This window comes from Cupriavidus sp. 2SB, assembly GCF_005503625.1.
GTDB lineage: Bacteria > Pseudomonadota > Gammaproteobacteria > Burkholderiales > Burkholderiaceae > Cupriavidus.
In genome coordinates, this window is record NZ_SCMX01000084.1 from 13,065 (window position 1) to 27,336 (window position 14,272).

Annotated in this window: 15 protein-coding genes; 12 read left to right on the forward strand and 3 right to left on the reverse strand. The window is 58.7% G+C overall.

The features are described from left to right. Positions 1 to 40 precede the first annotated feature (40 nt). The gene (locus FFS21_RS32750; protein WP_255459375.1) at positions 41 to 169 is read right to left on the reverse strand and encodes a hypothetical protein; all 129 of its coding nucleotides are present in this window, start codon (positions 167 to 169) and stop codon (positions 41 to 43) included. Between the two features lie 159 nt (positions 170 to 328). Between FFS21_RS32750 and FFS21_RS27075 the strand changes: the two genes are divergently transcribed. From FFS21_RS27075 to FFS21_RS27115, 9 genes are all read left to right on the forward strand, one after another. Then, the gene (locus FFS21_RS27075) at positions 329 to 592 is read left to right on the forward strand and encodes a DUF4148 domain-containing protein (RefSeq protein WP_137927782.1); all 264 of its coding nucleotides are present in this window, start codon (positions 329 to 331) and stop codon (positions 590 to 592) included. Between the two features lie 391 nt (positions 593 to 983). Continuing rightward, on the forward strand, positions 984 to 1,523 hold the full coding sequence (locus FFS21_RS27080) for a carboxymuconolactone decarboxylase family protein (RefSeq protein WP_137927783.1): 540 nt from the start codon (positions 984 to 986) through the stop codon (positions 1,521 to 1,523). 132 nt (positions 1,524 to 1,655) lie between these two features. Further along, entirely contained in the window at positions 1,656 to 1,943 is a 288-nt protein-coding gene (locus FFS21_RS27085; RefSeq protein WP_137927784.1) for a putative quinol monooxygenase, read from the forward strand. Between the two features lie 86 nt (positions 1,944 to 2,029). After that, positions 2,030 to 2,608, forward strand: coding sequence for a reactive chlorine resistance membrane protein RclC (gene rclC / locus FFS21_RS27090; RefSeq protein ID WP_137927785.1), 579 nt, complete (start codon positions 2,030 to 2,032; stop codon positions 2,606 to 2,608). A gap of 99 nt (positions 2,609 to 2,707) precedes the next feature. Beyond that, positions 2,708 to 5,737, forward strand: a complete 3,030-nt coding sequence (fdnG, locus tag FFS21_RS27095) for a formate dehydrogenase-N subunit alpha (protein ID WP_212745272.1) — start codon at positions 2,708 to 2,710, stop codon at positions 5,735 to 5,737. Positions 5,738 to 5,748: 11 nt separating this feature from the next. After that, positions 5,749 to 6,624 carry a formate dehydrogenase subunit beta gene (fdxH, locus tag FFS21_RS27100; RefSeq protein WP_137927787.1) on the forward strand — a complete coding sequence of 292 codons (876 nt, stop codon included), beginning with the start codon at positions 5,749 to 5,751 and terminating at the stop codon, positions 6,622 to 6,624. A 15-nt stretch (positions 6,625 to 6,639) separates the two neighbouring features. After that, positions 6,640 to 7,296 carry a formate dehydrogenase subunit gamma gene (locus FFS21_RS27105; RefSeq protein WP_137927788.1) on the forward strand — a complete coding sequence of 219 codons (657 nt, stop codon included), beginning with the start codon at positions 6,640 to 6,642 and terminating at the stop codon, positions 7,294 to 7,296. After that, complete coding sequence (fdhE, locus tag FFS21_RS27110) at positions 7,293 to 8,168, forward strand: formate dehydrogenase accessory protein FdhE (protein WP_137927789.1); 876 nt, start codon at positions 7,293 to 7,295, stop codon at positions 8,166 to 8,168. The genes FFS21_RS27105 and fdhE overlap by 4 nt, the downstream gene beginning before the upstream one ends. An 85-nt stretch (positions 8,169 to 8,253) precedes the next feature. Beyond that, positions 8,254 to 9,393, forward strand: coding sequence for an L-dopachrome tautomerase-related protein (locus tag FFS21_RS27115; RefSeq protein WP_249359685.1), 1,140 nt, complete (start codon positions 8,254 to 8,256; stop codon positions 9,391 to 9,393). Positions 9,394 to 9,440: 47 nt separating this feature from the next. Here the strand turns inward: FFS21_RS27115 and FFS21_RS27120 are convergent, their stop codons facing one another. Further along, positions 9,441 to 10,772, reverse strand: coding sequence for an MATE family efflux transporter (locus tag FFS21_RS27120; protein ID WP_137927794.1), 1,332 nt, complete (start codon positions 10,770 to 10,772; stop codon positions 9,441 to 9,443). A 226-nt stretch (positions 10,773 to 10,998) separates the two neighbouring features. On the opposite strand from FFS21_RS27120, the gene FFS21_RS27125 reads away from it, so the two are divergent. Beyond that, entirely contained in the window at positions 10,999 to 11,469 is a 471-nt protein-coding gene (locus FFS21_RS27125) for a MarR family winged helix-turn-helix transcriptional regulator (RefSeq protein WP_137927795.1), read from the forward strand. Between the two features lie 96 nt (positions 11,470 to 11,565). Here FFS21_RS27125 and FFS21_RS27130 read toward each other — a convergent pair whose 3' ends face one another. After that, positions 11,566 to 12,507 carry a cyclase family protein gene (locus FFS21_RS27130; RefSeq protein ID WP_502705200.1) on the reverse strand — a complete coding sequence of 314 codons (942 nt, stop codon included), beginning with the start codon at positions 12,505 to 12,507 and terminating at the stop codon, positions 11,566 to 11,568. Positions 12,508 to 12,849: 342 nt separating this feature from the next. Between FFS21_RS27130 and FFS21_RS27135 the strand changes: the two genes are divergently transcribed. Both FFS21_RS27135 and FFS21_RS27140 read left to right on the forward strand, forming a co-directional pair. Then, on the forward strand, positions 12,850 to 13,719 hold the full coding sequence (locus FFS21_RS27135; RefSeq protein WP_137927790.1) for an NHL repeat-containing protein: 870 nt from the start codon (positions 12,850 to 12,852) through the stop codon (positions 13,717 to 13,719). A gap of 172 nt (positions 13,720 to 13,891) precedes the next feature. Beyond that, positions 13,892 to 14,092 (forward strand): hypothetical protein, encoded by a 201-nt coding sequence (locus tag FFS21_RS27140; protein ID WP_346814233.1) that lies wholly within the window; start codon positions 13,892 to 13,894, stop codon positions 14,090 to 14,092. The last annotated feature ends 180 nt before the right edge of the window (positions 14,093 to 14,272 follow it).

Here is a 14,272-nt window from a genome sequence, read left to right on the forward strand (position 1 = left end):
GCTGCGAAAAGGGGAGCGAGGATTGCTGTCAGGACGCCATTCATACCAATAGCCAGACGCGCAGCAGTAGCATGCCGATCAACGGTCCGGGTATGGGAACGTGAGCGATCGTCGCCAGCGCCTCTTCGATGCATTGCAACAGCAAAAGCGTCGAGAGTCCCTGCAGCATCTCTGATTCCCCGTTCGCAACCGCACCATCAGCACCTCTATCGAACTTCCATACAGACGTCCAGACACTTTCCTTGGACGTTGTTTTCGGATTAAGGCCCTATTTGCTTCCGGCATTGAGGACTTATCTTTGTCTCTCCAACACAACAGGAGAGCATCCATGAAAACTAAACTTATCGTTAGCAGCCTGATCCTCGGTATCTCCGTGACTGCCGCCTCGGTCGCCAATGCTCAAAGTCAAAAAGCAACGGACGTGGTCACCCGCGAGCAAGTGAAAAAGGAACTTGTACAAATCGAGGCCGCGGGCTTTGACCCCCATCGCGATAGCAGCACGTATCCCGCAGATCTGCAGGAGGCTGAATCCCGCGCGGCGGCAACGAGCAGGCCAGCATCGGCACCCGCGTCCGGAACCCGCAAGCAGTAACGAATAAGCGCGACGTTTTGCTAGCCACATACCTCATCGCTACATGGATGAATAGTGGTGGTTGCAGTTGCATCGCTTCGAAACGCGTTTCGACCGTCGTTGCCATCGAAATGGTGGGCAATGGCGGTTGCCGTTCGTCCCCAGTCCTCGCACGTCTTCGCCCTTCATCACGGCCTTGAATTAAAAAGTCTATCAACGAAAAGTTGGTACGCCGTGAGGAATTGTCACGCTTGGCCGAAAGCTATGTTTGCCGAACACGCTTCTGACGCAACCTTGTTGCCGTTATGGTTGTAGCAGTTGCAAATGATCGACGGTGATCCGATCAATCCGACTGGATTCTTCAACAGCAACTTCGACGAATAGTGAAAATCATCTATAAAAGGAATAAAAAATGACTCGCATGTCCACGATCGATGTCGCGACCGCTACTGGCCTGACAGCAGAGCTCTTTACCAGCATCAAGCGCGGCCTTGGGAAGGTGCCGAATGCGTACGCGAGCATCGGATCGCAATCGCCGGTCGCGCTCCAGTCATTGCTGGCTGCCAACGCGGCCCTGAAATCGAGCGGCGCACTGTCGGCAAAGGAACTGGAGGCGATCAACCTGGCCATTAGCGAAAACAGCGGCTGCGACTATTGCCTCGCTGCCCATACGTTGTCGGGCAAGATGGCGGGCTACACGGCAGATCAGATGCGCGAGCTGCGCGCCGGCGGCCTGAGCGCCGATGCAAAGATCGATGCCCTCGTGAAATTTGTGCTGACGCTGGTACGCACATCGGGAACGGTCCCGCAGGCCACCCTGGATAAGGTCCGCCAAGCAGGATATAGCGATACGCAAGTGACGGAAGCCATCTTCGCTGTCACCGCCATCCTGACCACCAACATCTTCAATCGCGTCAACGACACGATTCTGGATTTTCCTTCGGTGACGTGACTCTGCAAATTGCATTGTCAATCTCCACCAAACACTCAGTTCGGATGCCGGCGCTTTAACTTGTGAGCTGACAGATCTAATGTTGTGGCGACACACGGAAGACCTGCATTCGACGCGAAAGCGATACCTCAAATGAAACCCATCGCAATCATCGCCACCATCACCGCCGATCCAGGCGCCGAAGCCGCAGTGCGCGACGCTCTCATGACAGCGGTGCCACTCGTGCGGCAAGAGCCCGGATGCGAGCGTTACGAGCTGCTAGCCGATATCGGCAATGAACGCAGCTACGTCATGGTGGAACGTTGGCACAGTGAGTCTGACCTTGAGGCGCACACGAAGTCGCCAGCTTTCACACAACTGACGAAAGCCCTTTCCGGTATCGCAAAGCTGAGTATCAGCAGGCTCACGCCCATGGCATGAGCTCGACGACGGGCGTCGTCAACCGTCCTTGAAACGATACCGGGTAGTACGACTGATTTGCACATCTACCGTAAGGAACCCCTGAAATGAAATTCCGCGATTTGCTTGTCGTTGCCAGTCGGCTCGACCACATCGGGATTCCGATGATTCGCATCGGTGTAGCCATCATCTTCCTGTGGATTGGCGCACTGAAGTTCGTGCCGTACGAAGCGGACAGCATTACGCCGTTCGTCGCCAACAGCCCATTCCTGTCCTTCTTCTATGCGCATCCCGAGGCCTACCACGCCCATCTGACGCATGAAGGCCAACTCGATCTTGTGCAGCGCGCATGGCAGGTTGCCAACCACACGTATGCGTTTTCCAATGGGCTTGGTACGGTGGAAATCATCATTGGCCTGCTGGTCCTCTCCTACTTGTTCTCACCCACGCTCGGCCTGATTGGATCGATTCTCGCGTTCCTGACACCGATCGTCACACTTTCCTTCCTCATCACCACGCCCGAAGCCTGGGTCGCCAACCTGGGGGATGCGAACTATGGTTTCCCATACCTGTCCGGAGGTGGGCGACTGGTTCTGAAAGATGTGCTGATGCTGGCGGGTGCGGTCGTCATGATTGCGGATTCCGCACGACAAGTAATGCAGCGACATCACCAACAATCGCGATAGCGATTACATCCAAATCCGATCGACACACCTATTTCGTTTCGAGCCAGGCAACATCCATTGCTCAAGGAGTTGGTTTTGAATCCCGGAAGAAGGCAGTTCATGAAGCTGTGTGGTGCGGGGGCGGCAGGGGCAACTGCACTGGCGCTGGGTTTCACTCCCTCCACGGCTTACGCGGTGCAGTCCAGACAATACAAGCTGCTTCGCGCCAGGGAGACTCGCAACAACTGCACCTACTGTTCCGTGGGCTGCGGCCTGTTGATGTATAGCCTCGGCGACGGTGCAAAGAATGCGAAGGCGAGCATCTTTCATATCGAGGGCGATCCCGATCATCCGGTCAGCCGAGGTTCCCTCTGCCCCAAGGGCGCTGGCCTCCTGGACTTCATCCATAGCGATAGCCGGCTGAAGTATCCCGAGTATCGGGCGCCCGGGTCGAACGCGTGGCAACGCATCAGTTGGGACGACGCCTTCGCGCGCATTGCCCGGCTCATGAAGGATGATCGGGACAAGCACTTCGTCGAACGCAACGACGCAGGCGTCCTCGTCAATCGCTGGCTGACCACTGGGATGCTTTGCTCTTCGGCAGCGAGCAACGAGACAGGTGTACTGGATCAGAAGTTTACGCGTGCCCTGGGAATCCTCGGCATGGACAGCCAGGCTCGGGTCTGTCACTCCCCAACCCCGGCGGCGCTCGGACCATCGTTTGGCCGAGGTTCGATGACGAACAACTGGGTGGATATCCGGAACGCCAACGTTGTCATCATCATGGGCGGAAATCCCGCCGAGGCCCATCCAGTTGGTTTCAAATGGGTGATCGAGGCAAAGATCAGGAATGGGGCCAAGGTCATCGTCATCGATCCCCGCTTCAATCGCAGCGCATCTGTCGCCGATTTCTACACCCCGATTCGCACCGGCTCGGACATCGCGTTCCTGATGGGTGTGGTCAATTACCTGTTGCAGCACGACAAAATCCAGCATGAGTACGTCAAGACGTACACCAATGCCAGCTTGATCGTGCGCGACGACTACGCGTTCGACGATGGCCTGTTCAGCGGATACGATCCCGGCCAGCGTACCTACGATCGCTCGAGCTGGAATTATGAACTCGATGCGCAGGGGCATGCGCGCAAGGATCCCACGCTCCAGCATCCGCGCTGTGTCATCAACCTGCTACGTCAGCACGTCTCGCGCTACACGCCAGACCTGGTGGCGCGCCTTTGCGGCGTGACGCTGGACGACTTCCGCCACATCTGCGAGGTGTTGGCCGAAACCAGCGCGCGGGACAAGACCGCGACCTTCCTGTATGCGCTGGGCTGGACCCAACACTCATCCGGCTCGCAGATCATCCGTGGTGCGGCAATCATCCAGTTGCTTCTCGGCAATATCGGTATGCCGGGCGGCGGCGTCAATGCGCTCCGGGGCCACTCGAATATCCAGGGTTACACGGACCTCGGGCTGCTATCGCTGAGGCTGCCTGGCTACATGGATTTGCCATCCGAAAAGCAAACCACGCTCGACCAGTATCTCGCGCAAAGCACACCGCGCGAGCTGATTCCCGATCAGGTCAATGGGTTCCGAAATACACCGGCGTATTTCGTCAGCCTGATGAAGACCTTTTGGGGAGACAAGGCCACGCGCGCCAATAACTGGGGTTTTGACTGGCTGCCCAAATGGGACAAGAGCTACGACGTCCTCGCGTACACAGACATGATGTACGAAGGGAAGGTTAATGGCTACATCGTCCAGGGCTTCAATCCCCTGGCCGCATTGCCAGACAAGAACAAGATCCAGCAGGCACTTTCGCGTCTCAAGTTTCTGGTCGTCATCGACCCGCTTGGCACCGAAACGTCGACCTTCTGGAAGAATCATGGCGAGCAACATGACGTAGATTCATCGCGGATTCAGACCGAGGTTTTCCGTCTCCCGTCATCCTGTTTTGCAGAGGAGAACGGCTCCATCGTCAATTCCGCCCGTTGGCTTCAGTGGCACTGGGCAGGCGCCAATCCACCGCATGAAGCCAAACAGGACGCCGCGATCATAGGAGGCTTGTTCACGAAGCTGCGCGAACTGTACGAAAAGGAAGGCGGCGCAAATCCCGATCCCGTACTGAACATGTCGTGGAACTACATAGTCCCCGAGGATCCGACGCCAGAAGAGATCGCGCGAGAGACAAATGGTTATGCGCTGGCAGATCTCCACGATGCAAGTGGAAGACGCCTGGCGCGCAAGGGCGAACTGCTATCCGACTACTCTCTTCTGCGCGATGACGGCACAACCGCCAGCCTTAACTGGATCTTCGCGGGGTCCTGGACACAGAGCGGGAATCAAATGGCTCGCCGCGACAACTCCGACCCGTCCGGACTCGGTTGCACGCCGGGATGGGCCTGGGCCTGGCCGCAGAATCGGCGCGTGCTGTACAACCGTGCGTCACTGGATCTCGATGGAAAGCCCTGGGATCCCAGGCGCAAGCTGATCGAATGGAATGGTCAGCGCTGGACAGGCTTTGACGAGCCCGATTTCCCGGTGACCGTGCCACCGGGAAGCGCTGCCGGTCCGTTCATCATGCTGGCAGAAGGTGTAGGGCGACTGTTCTCCGGAGGCAGCCTGGTGGAAGGCCCGTTCCCGGAACACTACGAACCCGTCGAGAGCCCGATCGCTGCAAATCCATTGCATCCGACGGTCAAGCAGAATCCGTCCACACGTGTCTTGCCTAACGACTCGGCACGTATGGGCGATCGCCGCCAGTTTCCCTACGTGGCCACTACCTACGGTATCACCGAGCTATTCCGGCACTGGACCAAGCACTCGCGGTTGAACGCGATCCTGCAGCCCGAGCAGTTCGTTGAAGTCGGCGAACAGCTTGCACAGCGCAAGGGCATTGTTGCCGGAGACATGGTCAAGGTGTCCTCCCATCGCGGATACATCAAGGCTCGCGCTGTGGTCACCAAGCGAATCCGCACACTGGAGGTCATGGGCGAACCGCTGGACACCATCGGTGTGCCATGCGTCTGGGGGTTCGAGGGTGCCACGAAAAAGGGATACCTCGCGAATGCCCTGAGCCCCGCTGTTGGCGACGCCAATACACAGACCCCCGAGTACAAGGCATTTCTCGTCAACATCGAGAAGATCTAGGAGCGGCGTTCATGTCGATTCAACCACAAGACATCATCCGTCGTTCTGCGACCCACTCCGCCACGCCTGCACCGCGCGTGCGGGACCACCAACTGGAAGTGGCAAAACTCATTGACGTCTCCATTTGTATTGGCTGCAAGGCATGCCAGGTTGCCTGCTCCGAATGGAACGATCTGCGTGACGAGGTGGGTACGAATGTCGGCGTCTATGACAATCCCCGCGATCTGTCGCCCAAGACCTGGACGCTCATGCGTTTTGACGAGTATGAGAACGAATCCGGCAAGCTCGAGTGGCTGATCCGCAAGGACGGCTGCATGCATTGCGAGGACCCGGGGTGTCTGAAAGCATGTCCGAGCCCAGGCGCGATCATCCAGTACGCCAACGGCATCGTGGATTTTCAGTCCGAACATTGCATTGGGTGCGGCTACTGCGTGGCCGGTTGCCCTTTCGACGTCCCCCGCATCAGCAAGGAGGACAACCGTGCGTACAAATGCACGCTGTGTTCGGACCGCGTGGCTGTGGGGCAAGAGCCAGCGTGCGTGAAATCCTGCCCCACCGGTGCCATCTCATTCGGCACCAAGGAAGAAATGACCGAACAGGCCAGCAAGCGCGTGGCGGAGCTCAACACGCGCGGCTATGAACACGCGGGGATCTACGATCCGGCCGGTGTGGGCGGCACCCACGTCATGTACGTCCTGCACCATGCGGACCGACCTCAGCTCTATCGTGGCCTGCCAAAGGATCCCCGCATCAGTGCTGTCGTGCGTGGCTGGAAGGGGCTGATGAAGCCGCTCGCTGCGGCGGCTTTTGTCGCGACACTCGCAGGCTCGTTTCTGCACTACGTAGGTGTAGGACCGAACACCACGACCGAAGGCGACGAAGATTGAACGAGGGGTTCCTTCATGAAAACTGCAAACAAGATTCTTCGCACGGGGTTCATCGAGCGCGCCTGCCATTGGGTACTCGCGTTCTGCTTTTTCGAGGCAGCTTGCTCGGGCCTTTCCTGGTTCTTTCCCAGCCTGTCATGGCTGAGTTCTGTGCTGGGAACACCGCAGCTTGCGCGCGTCTTGCACCCATTCTTTGGCGTCGCAGTATTCCTGTTGCTGGCGTTCATGTTCATCCGCTTTGCGAAGCACAATCTGTTCGTCGCAACAGATCGGATCTGGTTTCACCATGCAGGAGATGTACTCAGAAACCGGCATGACAAGCCGCTGCGAATCGGCAAGTACAACGCGGGTCAGAAGGTGCTGTTCTGGCTGATCATGGCCCTGATCTGCATGCTTCTCCTGACGGGGATCGTGATCTGGCGAGCCTACTTCGCTACGCTCTTCCCCATTCCCGTCGTCCGTCTCGCGTTGCTTGGGCATGCACTGGCAGGTGTTGGACTCATCTTGCTCATCGTGGGACATATTCACCTGGCTATCTGGGTACGCGGCTCCATCGCCTCGATGCTCACCGGTTATGTGAGTCGCGCATGGGCGAGACAACACCATGATCGTTGGTACGAGGAAGTGAGACTAAAGCAGGCCGCGCAGGACTCCCGGAAAAAACATCAATGACCACCATCGATATCGTTCCGGCAGATGAGCGCTCGGCAGCTTTGCTGATCGAGCATGTGATATGGCCCGACCCCCTGTCTCTCTATGGCAAACGGGCCAAAAGACTGCGTGAACTTGCCGTTGACCATCCCGAGGCGGCCTACCTGGAGTTCGCAGCGAAAGTCTGTACGGCGCAGCAGGAAATTTTCGCGACTTTGCCGCACGCGAACGCGGCGCCAGGCATGACACGCGCCGATGCACTATCGACCTACGAGCTGCTCGCACAACCTTGCTGGCAGGAAGCATTGACGAGGCTGGTGCAGGCGATGCCTGCCGCGGCGCCTGCCGGAATGAACGAGCCAGCGAGGCTGGTGCATCAAGCGCAGTCGTTACTGCAGGGTCGATTCGGAAGCGTGGGGCAGCGTGAGTCTGTCTTCCTTTGGGCTGCGTTATCTCTGCAGTGGTCGCATGTTGCAGCACACATGCCGTCCCGGCACGATCTTCAGGGACCAGTGCAGACGCGTTTCGACTGCCCAACGTGCGGAAGTGCGCCTTCGGCCAGCATCGTCCCTGGTGGCAAGCGCGGCGGCTTGCGCTATCTGCACTGCCCACTCTGTGAGACGCGATGGCATCTGGTACGTGCGGTGTGCAGTTGCTGCGGTGGCGACGATGAAGTGGAGTATTGGTCAGTAGACGAGGCTCGTGCGGTGGTCAAGCTGGAGACCTGCGGGGATTGTCACGGATACCTTAAGGTTTGCTTCGCGGACTTCGATGCGCGCGCTGATCCGGTTGCAGATGACCTGGCGTCGCTCCACCTCGATTACGAGGCGGAAAGAATGGGTTTCCTGCGTACTGGAATCAATCCATTCGCATTCCCAGCCGACTGTCCCTGATCGTTGAAGCCGGTCTACGACTCCGTAACGCTGCGTCGAGGCATGCGCCCGCATGCCATCTATTCATTCCCTGTTGGAGAACAACGTGCTGCACCTCTTCAAGAAACAACCTTTGACCTTGATGGCCATTGCGATACTCAGTGCTATGTCATCCACCGCCAATACAGCGTTCGCCTCTACCGCCGCGTCGGCAGTGCAAGCCGATGAGGTCGTAGCCATGCGGAAGAATACTCAAATGCCCTGGAACGCCGTGGTGGTCGACGCACGCGGCCGGTTCATCGTCAGCTCACCGCTGTGGACCGGAAACACTGGCCCTGCGGTGGCAATCGCGGAGGAGAACGGTTCACTGACACCGTATCCAGACGCTGGATGGAACAGATGGAAGGCCGGCAATGATGCGACACGCGCATTCGTCAGCGTGAACGCCATTCACGCTGACGCGCGCGGCGACTTGTGGATCGTGGATACGGGCTCGCCAGATTTTGGCGGTACACCGGTCGCTGGTGGCCCGAAAATCGTACACATCGATCCCCGCACCGATACTGTGGTACGCGTCTACACCTTTCCCAAGGATGTGATTCGCGCCCACACCTACATCGACGATATTCGCATCAACGGGCGTCACGCGTACATCACCGATGCAGGAGAAGGTGCGGTTCTCGTGCTGAACCTGGACGATGGCAAGGTGCAGCGTCGCTTCGACGACATGCCCTTCGCTCGCGCCCGTGCGCGCGACACGATCGTCGTGAATGGCAAGGTATTGACTGGCACCGATGATCGTCCGCTGAGAGTCAATGCCGACCCGCTCGAAGTTAGCCCGGATGGCCGTACCTTCTACTTCGGCCCACTGTCAGGTCCACTGTCCCAGATAGAAACACGCTACCTGGACGATGAAACGCTCGACGACAATACGCTGGCGAAGCACGTCAGCACATGGTTCGACAACCCGCCGGTAGGTGGCACTGCCATGGGCGCAGATGGAAGCCTGTATTACACCCCCTTGGCCGACAACTCCCTGATGCGGCGCGCACCGGATGGCACCGTATCCATGCTATTGCGTGACCATCGCCTGCGCTGGGTTGATGCCCCGTTTCTCGATGGCAAGGGACACATTTACTTGCCCGTACCACAAATCGATGGCGCAGCGCCCTTTAATCATGGTCAGTCAACGATCCGTTATCCGGTAGAGCTTTTCAAAATCAATCTTCCTTCCGGCCTGAAGTGAAACGGCAGTACCGGAGGAACGCCCCCCTAGAAAACGGGGGGCTTTTTTTAGTTCCCAGCACGCCCGTGGCCCCAATTTCCGCGGGCCACCGCCCACAGAATGAAACTACCGTAGACGAGCATCGCAAGGGCGCCAAAGGCAAAGTACTGTTGCAAGGTTGCACCCAGAGACAATGCAAGGCCGCCGACACCGGCGAACAAACTGAGGCGCAGCGCTCCGGCCACCAACGGCCACTTGAGTCGACCTGCACCTTGAGATGCAAAGTAGAGCGAGAAGCCAAGGGCGAAGAAGCCATAGAACGGACCCACCATATGCAAGTAGGCGACGCCCGCTTCCAGCAAATGCTTGTCGGCTCCAAAAAGACCCAGCCACGCGGTGGGCCAAAGGGCCGCAACAAGACCCACCAGTTCGGCCAATGCGAAAGCCATGAATCCACCGCTAAGTGCAATACGCCGCGCGCGGTCGATCTGACCTGCGCCGATGTTGGCGCCCACGAGCGCGACCATCGGCGCTCCAAAGCCGAACGCGATTGGAATCAGCAGGTACTCCAGCCTGGCTCCCGTTGCGTAGCCTGCCAGCGCCGCGGTGCCGCCATGCCCACCAACTTGAGCGGTGGTCACCGCTATCAGCGCATTGGTAAGTACCGGATTGATACATGCGAGTGCGCCAACGGTCAAAATGCTGCGCATGGGTGCCCAATGCAATGCGCCTGGCGCAAGCCGCGCGGCGGAACGTCCCGACAAACAGAACCAGGCTAGTATCGCAGTGCCTGCTGCGTAATACATCACCAAAGCCCATGCGCCACCGGCAATTCCCAAAGGGGGAATCGGGCCCCAACCAAAAATCAGGCAAGGAGAAAGTGGCACCAGGGCGACGGCACCTCCACAGATCACCATCCCGGGAAATGACATGTTGCCCGTGCCCCGAACCACACTGGCAAGTGCGTTCATCGCCCACATTAGCGGAAGGCCTGCGAATAGCACATGACCGTAAGTGCAAGCCGCATCCAGTGCCGCACCCTTTGCGCCAAGAAGCGAAAAAAGTGGCCGCTGAAACGTCAGGAGCAACGCGGAGAAAGCAACGCCAATAAGGATGTTGATGGCGAGGGCGTGCCGAGGAATCTGATTTGCCAACGACTGATTACCGGCTCCAAGTGCGCGCGCTACCGCTGCAGATATCCCGCCACCCATTGCTCCTTGTGACATGTTTCCCATGAGCATGAGTACAGGTATGACAACGGCGACACCGGCCAGTACGTCCGTACCGAGTTTCGCCAGGAACCATGTCTCGATCAACCCCGTCGATGCCTGGGCCAGCATCATGAGCATGTTTGGCACGCTCATGCGAAGAACCGTTGGAACGATGGGCGCCTCCAGCATCAATCGCAGGCGTGGATTGGAGGCGCCCATCGTCGCCGATCCAGAGGTAGTCATCTCGTTTGGCCTTTCGCCATAAGGCGGGTCATCCAGCAACAAATTACGTGCATATGCAAGCAACCAACTTTACTTGCATATGCACGCATTGGTCAAGATGCACTACACTACGATCCGAAACGATCGCTCCCCTGCTTTGATTGAGGAAATTTGAGACTTGGCCGAATCCAGAATGCCCACTTCGATAGCAAAAGACCCATTGATCTGCAATGGATCTGCCTTGCGCAAGGCGACGCGCCGTATCACGCAGCTCTATGACGCCGCCCTGGCACCATGTGGGTTGACCGTCTCACAGCGGTCCATACTGGTTCACATCGCACGAGGACAGATGCCAACAATGACCGAGTTGGCACAGGCCATGGTGCTTGATCGCTCGGCGTTGGCGCGGAATATCCAACCGCTCGAGCGGGATGGCTACCTGGTTCAAGTGCGAGACACTAAGGACGGCAGAAGCAGGAGAGTCGAACTCACTCAAGAGGGAAAGGCTAAGTTAGCCGAGTCGAATCGACTCTGGCGCCAGGCACAGGATCGCTTCGAAGCAGTGTACGGAGCCGAGCGAGCCGCGGCACTACGGCTTGCACTGGCCGAGATCTACTCAGACGAATTTTTTGACGCTTTCACTGCGGCATCAGTATCTAGATGAACGCCTCCGAGGCGCCAGCGGACAAGGCATTTTTCCACCTACTCACTTTGGCGCGACAGGTCGATTCCAGCCGTGCGACGTTGACCCAAGGATGGTCTATCGAATGGCAACCGGATTCACGTTGACCTGCGTGGAGCCCACATAGAGTGGCTGCCCCAGGACGAACAGGAATTCCCACGCCTGATCGCGTACCAGGGCCCGGCTGTCGATCAACTCCAGGTTGTAGATGCCACGCTTGGCGAGCATGTACTGATTCACCGGGAACTCTTCCTTTCCGTGCGGACTCGGGTAGACCTCCGAAGCCCATGTATCTCCCCCGAAGGCTACGATGCCCTGGTCAGCCAGCCATTTGGCGGCGTCCATGCCAATGCCGGGCTCCACTTCCAGGAACTGGTTGTTGTCCTTGCCGATCAGTTCCAGCCAGCCGGTATTGAAGAGCACCACGTCGCCCTTGCGCAGCGTAATGCCCTGTTTTTTCAGTACGGCCTGTACATCCTTCACCGAGAACTCGGTGCCGCCAGGAACGATGGCTTGGCCAAAGTGCGCGGTCATGTCGAGTACCACACCGCGTGTCACCAGTGGGGGCACTTTCTCCACACCGAGCTTCCTGACACCATTCACGCTGACGAAATCGGCGGCCCGGTTCCCGTTGTAGTACACGTTGTCGATACCGATATGACCGATACCGTTGAGCTGTGTCCCGACGCCGGTCCAGGCATTGACCAGTTCGTCGTTGAACGTGAATTTGTTCGGACCAAGCGACAGGCCAGCCTGCTGTCCAACTTGCACGTTGTAGAGCTGGAAGCTGCGATGCCGGTAGGCCGGGAGCGACTTGTCCACCGGCACGGCCAGCGGATAGGTCTTGCCAGTCTTCACCAGCGTGACCGCCTGCCTGACGACGTCCGGCGTTAGCAGGTTGGCCGCACCAATCTCGTCGCTCGCGCCATAAGGCGATGGATACCAGTCCGCTGCGGACGCAGCATGCATGAATAGCGGTAGCGTCCCGATCAGGAAAGTTTTGGCGAGTGTTTTGTTCACGAAAATCGTCCTCGTTGGAGCGTGGCGCCGTTCCATGCACCAGCTTTCAGGCACGGTCTTGCGTGAATGGGCACCACGCAGGTCAGAGCCCTAAGTCTGACTTCGACCCTCACGACGAAAAAGCCGCCAGGCTGCGAATATGACTTGCGTTGCAGTCAACAATGCGGGCGCGCAGCAATTCACCAGCCTGCCGGCGCCCAGGGCGAGAACGTCAAGATCGGCAAGGCGACGCCCTGCCAGTCACACGCTGCACGGACCACCCTTCCCTTTGACAACTCAAGTGTGCGCGTCCCATGCCGTTAGGGAATGGAGCAATCGACTCCTCCCATACCTTGAGGCAACATGCTCGTGGTCGATTCGCAGAACAGCTCGATCCGCATGATTACGCCCGCAGGCGTGGTCAGTACCGTGGTTGGCACCAACACGGTGGGCACGGTGGATGGTCCGGCCGCAACCGCGCGCTTCCGCTATCCAAGCGCCGTGACGCTCGGCCCAGGTGGCGACATGTACATCGTCGATAGCGGGAACCACTCCATCCGCAAGTTCGACGGCACCACCGTCTCCACGTTGGCGGGCTCCGCGGCAGGAACGCCGGGGTATGCGGACGGCACGGGCACTGCGGCACTGTTCACGAGTCCGACGAGTGCGGTGCTCCATGCCGACGGCAATCTCTATGTCACGGAATTCAACAACCACGTGATCCGCAAGATCACGCTGGCAGGCGTGGTCACGACGCTGGCAGGCAGCAACGTCGCGTTTGGCAACGTCGATGGCACCGGTGCCGCCGCGCGCTTCATCTCCCCGTCCGACATCCAGATGGATGCGTTCGGCAACCTCTTCGTCGTGGACATCTCGACCAACACGATCCGGAAAATCACGACGGCTGGCGTCGTGACGACTTTCGCCGGTTCGGGCGCGGCCGGTGTGGTGGATGGCGTGGGCACGGCCGCGCAGTTCGATGGTCCGAACGGGCTGGTCATCGACCCGGAAGACAACCTCTACGTAGCGGACCGCAACGGCAACACGATCCGCAAGATCACGCCGGCGGGTGTCGTCACGACCATTACCGGGTCCACGACCTCGGGCACCGCAAACGGTAGCGGCTCGGTGGCACGGTTTACCGCTCCGATCTCGCTCGCCATGGACAGCGCCCGCAACCTGTACGTGACGGAACTAAACCGCAACACGATCCGCAAGATCACGTTGCCCTGACCGTCGCCTGCTCGCCTCCGCCCGGAGGTGAGCAGGCTGGACGCGTCGCCCCAGACAGGTGATGGTAGTAGAGCTTCAAGGCGGCAACCCCTTCGCACGGACTGCTCCATCAGCAGTTGTGGGGGTCGAAAGCGGTCGGCGCAGTGGGCTTCGGGAGCTAGTCAAACTGCCGATGATCCTGACCGTCGGCGGGGACGAATCCCCGGAATGCCACCGCCTTCAGCACGAATATCAAGAACTGCTATCCGATGCCGGTGTTGACGTGGAGATCGTCTTGCAGAACGGTGGTCATCATTTCGACGCCGTCGATCTGATGGGCGAGGCGAACGGTGCTCTGGCCATCGCAGTGCTGCGGATGATTGAACGAGCTTAAAGCTCGGCGGCGGGTGGAGTGACGGGAATCACCTGTGTTTCCTCCCGTCGACCAGTGGCGTCGCGGCGAACACGTCGACCCACACTGCCTGCGACAGTACGGTGAGTACCACCGCCGACAACAGGCCCAGGAAGCCACCGATCATCGCACCGCGTGTGGTGCAGCCCTTCCACAACACCG

Excerpts from the sequence above, each read along its gene's own strand:
- fdhE (WP_137927789.1), top strand. The coding sequence starts at position 7,293 with ATGACCACCATCGATATCGTTCCGGCAGATGAGCGCTCGGCAGCTTTG.
- FFS21_RS32750 (WP_255459375.1), bottom strand. The coding sequence starts at position 169 with ATGCTGCAGGGACTCTCGACGCTTTTGCTGTTGCAATGCATCGAAGAG.
- fdnG (WP_212745272.1), top strand. The coding sequence starts at position 2,708 with ATGAAGCTGTGTGGTGCGGGGGCGGCAGGGGCAACTGCACTGGCGCTG.
- FFS21_RS27085 (WP_137927784.1), top strand. The coding sequence starts at position 1,656 with ATGAAACCCATCGCAATCATCGCCACCATCACCGCCGATCCAGGCGCC.
- FFS21_RS27120 (WP_137927794.1), bottom strand. The coding sequence starts at position 10,772 with ATGCTGGAGGCGCCCATCGTTCCAACGGTTCTTCGCATGAGCGTGCCA.
- FFS21_RS27075 (WP_137927782.1), top strand. The coding sequence starts at position 329 with ATGAAAACTAAACTTATCGTTAGCAGCCTGATCCTCGGTATCTCCGTG.
- FFS21_RS27135 (WP_137927790.1), top strand. The coding sequence starts at position 12,850 with ATGCTCGTGGTCGATTCGCAGAACAGCTCGATCCGCATGATTACGCCC.
- rclC (WP_137927785.1), top strand. The coding sequence starts at position 2,030 with ATGAAATTCCGCGATTTGCTTGTCGTTGCCAGTCGGCTCGACCACATC.
- FFS21_RS27105 (WP_137927788.1), top strand. The coding sequence starts at position 6,640 with ATGAAAACTGCAAACAAGATTCTTCGCACGGGGTTCATCGAGCGCGCC.
- FFS21_RS27140 (WP_346814233.1), top strand. The coding sequence starts at position 13,892 with ATGATCCTGACCGTCGGCGGGGACGAATCCCCGGAATGCCACCGCCTT.
- FFS21_RS27080 (WP_137927783.1), top strand. The coding sequence starts at position 984 with ATGACTCGCATGTCCACGATCGATGTCGCGACCGCTACTGGCCTGACA.
- fdxH (WP_137927787.1), top strand. The coding sequence starts at position 5,749 with ATGTCGATTCAACCACAAGACATCATCCGTCGTTCTGCGACCCACTCC.
- FFS21_RS27125 (WP_137927795.1), top strand. The coding sequence starts at position 10,999 with ATGCCCACTTCGATAGCAAAAGACCCATTGATCTGCAATGGATCTGCC.